At 57.2% G+C, this 3,559-nt stretch carries 4 protein-coding genes; all 4 read right to left on the reverse strand.

Translation table 11 applies throughout. From position 1 onward, the window contains the following. Positions 1–212 (reverse strand): hypothetical protein (locus O6929_06920; protein MCZ6480118.1); only part of this gene is annotated, 212 nt, incomplete at its 3' end. A 174-nt stretch (positions 213–386) separates the two neighbouring features. Next, a complete protein-coding gene (locus O6929_06925; protein ID MCZ6480119.1) occupies positions 387–680 on the reverse strand; it encodes a GYD domain-containing protein in 294 nt (97 codons plus the stop codon). Between the two features lie 722 nt (positions 681–1,402). Further along, positions 1,403–1,999 carry a methyltransferase domain-containing protein gene (locus O6929_06930; GenBank protein ID MCZ6480120.1) on the reverse strand — a complete coding sequence of 199 codons (597 nt, stop codon included), beginning with the start codon at positions 1,997–1,999 and terminating at the stop codon, positions 1,403–1,405. Between the two features lie 123 nt (positions 2,000–2,122). Then, positions 2,123–2,620 (reverse strand): group 1 truncated hemoglobin, encoded by a 498-nt coding sequence (locus tag O6929_06935; protein ID MCZ6480121.1) that lies wholly within the window; start codon positions 2,618–2,620, stop codon positions 2,123–2,125. Between the last annotated feature and the right edge of the window lie 939 nt (positions 2,621–3,559).

Here is a 3,559-nt window from a genome sequence, read left to right on the forward strand (position 1 = left end):
TCCCCGAATGTTTTCACAATCCAGGCCGCGAGTTTTAGGGCTTCCGCCGAGTTTAGGGGTTTCCCTATTTGCAGGACAAGCCCTCCCTCCTCTGAAACGAAAGCGAGCGGCCCTTGTCCCGGCAAAGTAAAAACGGGCTTCGTCCCCTCCGCCCGGCTCCGCTGTCTTTCCGTTTCCTCTACTGCTTTTTTATAGTCCGAAGCCTTGCTCATTATTCCTCCCGTCTAAGCCCGGCCTCCCTCGCCTCCCGCTGTAGCTTTAGAAACATGTCCTCGTACTTCTGTGTGGACGGAGGTAGCCATACTCCCAGGCTGTCCTCCGCCCTCTAACCGGTCTCCTCTCTAGAGGTCCGGCGATGAACTATGCCTTCTCTCTTCCCGTTCTGCCTAAGGTATCTCTTTGAGGATCTGGGTCATCTCCTGCGCCGAAAAGGCTCGGAGGGTCTCGCTCTTGACGTTCCCTAAGGCGCCTTCATGTAGCATCAGGCGACTGATAGCTTCGTCATCCGGAGCCTCCATAATCACCACGACATCGTAGTGGCCCATGGTCCAATAGATCTCCCTGACCTTCACTTTCATCTTCCCCGCCCTGTCCAGGAACGCCTTGGACCGCTTGGTCGTCTCCTTCACCTTTTTGATACCCTGGCCTGTCCAGTTCAGCAGGCTGACGTAGGTCGGCATCGCTCTCCTCCTTTCGGCGCGTCTGATGCGCCATGGCAACGAGGTTCATTTCGCTCTGGGGGCTCCGCCCGGAAGGCGTCTGGGTGTTTGGTGCGCTAACGATTGTGCCTGAGGTTGGCCGGGAGCTATGCTCACCCCGGTTTCCATCTCCGCTTTTCCTGTCAGGGGCTACAGCGTCGCCGAAGACGTGGTTGGTGTCAATACCTTCATGCAATCCCCTTTGGTTGTCGCGGGCAGGCCTTTAAATGCCTGGGAATGTTACAACTACAAACCCTTGGCTGAGGTTGCCCAACTCCGTGGAGGAGTGGAACACGCGTATCCTCGAATGTAGATTGACACAAGGAGACCTCACCGATGGTAAGCTATATGGGTGGACTAGGACTCCTGTGGTGTATGACCGGGGGAAGGACTTGTCGATTCGGTTGCGTATAGGTTGCGTTTTTGGGTCACGAAATGGTATATTTTGCCGCGCCCTGCACACCCAAGTGCTTGAAGTTATTGAATTTGCTGTGTCGAGAGCTACACTCAAAGTGTGTCTGGCGAGCCTGGTCCCTCTACGGCTTTCGTGCGCGAATGTTTAGGCCATCCAGCGCGAACTTGTCGGCATTGGCCTGAGCGGCTGCACCCGTGAAGGGCTTGCCGCGCCACGCGATGTCCACGTTGACGAACCCGGCGTTTCGGATCGAGGCAAGGTACTCTGCTTCCAGCAGAGCGCCACCAATTCAAGCAGTCCAGAGTTCAATCTTCTCCCGTGCCGCCGGCGGGATGTCCTTCTGCACGATGATGTCCCCGATTTGGAGCCGGCCACCAGGTTTGAGGACTCGGAAAGCCTCAGTGAAGACTGCAGCCTTGTCGGGACAGAGATTGATCACGCCATTCGAGATGACAAGGTCCACCGTGCCATCGTCGACTGGCAGGGCCTCGGCGAGGCCCTTGCGAAACTCAACGTGTGTCATCCCGGTCAGCGCCACGTTCCCGCGACCGCACTCGAGCATCTCGTCGGTCATGTCCACGGCAATGACTCGGCCCAACTCGCCTACGGCCTTCGCCGCCAGGAAAGTGTCCATGCCGCTCCCCGCGCCGATGTCGACCACGGTCTCACCAGGTCGCGGCTGGCCCATAGAAAGGGGATTGCCCACGCCGGCAAAGGGCGCCGTCACCGAATCAGGCAGTTCGGCCAGGTCCGCCCGCGCGTATCCCAGGAGATCGGCGGCGTAGTCCGGACCCGTGTGAAAGTGGTAGCCCTTTTTGGGATCGCGGACGACCTCGCTGTACACTTTCTGAATTGCTTCTCGAAGGTTCCCCGTGTCTAGCGCCATCCTCCCTCCCTCCTGTGAGTTATTGGACTACCCAGATACATTCTGCTTTCTCCAAGCTTTCCCTCCCCGGTCTGCATCTTTCGCTGTTCCGTCCTATCGGTTTAAGGTACGGCGGATCCAATCCTAATAATGCTTCTTCTGTCCAGCCGAGATCACAATGTCCCTCTTCGTGCTCTCCACGATGGCAATGAGCTCCTGTTGTTCACGCTTGGGAACCTGGTAGTTGTTGAGAGTGCGGCGGAAGTCGGCCAGCATCGCCTGCCACTCCCGCTCCGTGATGTACATCTGCGCGTGGGATTCCTTCATCGAGCGCCCCGTGTACTTGCACGGGCCCCCGCTGACCTGGCAGACCAGGGCGGTGACGCGGTACTTGAGGCCTGCCTTCGGCACTCGGTCTCTCGCCTCCTTGATTGCTGGGTTGGCGTTCAGCACGTCATTCACTAGCAGCAGCTCGATAAAGGTATCGACAACGGTCGCGATCGGGTACACGCCGCCGAGGCGCTCGTAGAGCGACGGCTCCGGTTTCTCCTTGGCAATGGTAGGTATGCCGATCCACAGCATACCCAGGACAACCGTCACAAGAAGCCCGGAAGTCTTCAGGAATACCCGTTGTGCTGGCATGGTCGTCTCCCTTTCTCGGTCAGTCTCCCCTCCCTGGGAGTTTTTCCACCCCTTTTTCTAGCTTGCCTGGGCCGAGCGCTTCTGAACCCTTACCATTCGGCTGGCGCGGACTACCTCCAGGATCACGCACCCATCGGAAAAGTAAAACACCTCCCAGGCCATGCTCCGCCCGCGAAGGCGTCAGATTTTCCGGCGTAGGGCCGGCACGAGTGGATTAATGATGTGATGAAAATCAGCAATTTTTCTGACCGCGATCAGTAAGTACCTAATAGGAGTCTCCCCGTCAAGCCCAAACTTTGATCTCTTAAACCCATAAATCTGATAGCCTAAGCTTGCGTAGAGAGGACCTGCCTGTTTCCCGCCAGCCGCTCGAAAACCGTCACCGCAAGATAGAGGGCATCCCGCCGAGAATTCCTTCAATTCCAGCAAATTAACAGGATCCAGCCCCTGGCACACGCATTGCGAATAGACAACCCATTGGTAGGGATTTGCAACCCGAGGAAATCGACCACCGGATTCGAAAGGAAATCTTGATGAGTAGTCAGGACTATATCGAATGCCCCACGTGCCGCGGGGGGAGCGACCCGGGCTATACGCTGACCCCTTGCCCGTACTGCTGGGGCTCTAGGAAACTCCCCAAGTTATCTGGTCCGGCCAGGTTACCGAGGGACCTTTACAGATGGCTCAGGAGCGGAGTAACCAAAGTACTGGGTCAGCACTCCCGCTTCCGAAAGTCATCGGATGAAAAAGAGGCCTTCGAACCCCATGATGAAGGCCTAGCCGAACATGACCGAAAGACCTGAAGACTCTGAGCGAGCCAATCCCTCTACGAAACCTGTGGCAGTGGTCGATCGAGAGAAGTACGACACGCTTGTCAGTGAGCGGGACTTCCTGTTGTCGGCCTATCTCCGGCGAAGGGTAGGTGGAATCATTGCGGCC

The sequence above is a fragment of the Candidatus Methylomirabilota bacterium genome (genome assembly GCA_027293415.1).
Classification (GTDB): domain Bacteria; phylum Methylomirabilota; class Methylomirabilia; order Methylomirabilales; family CSP1-5; genus CSP1-5.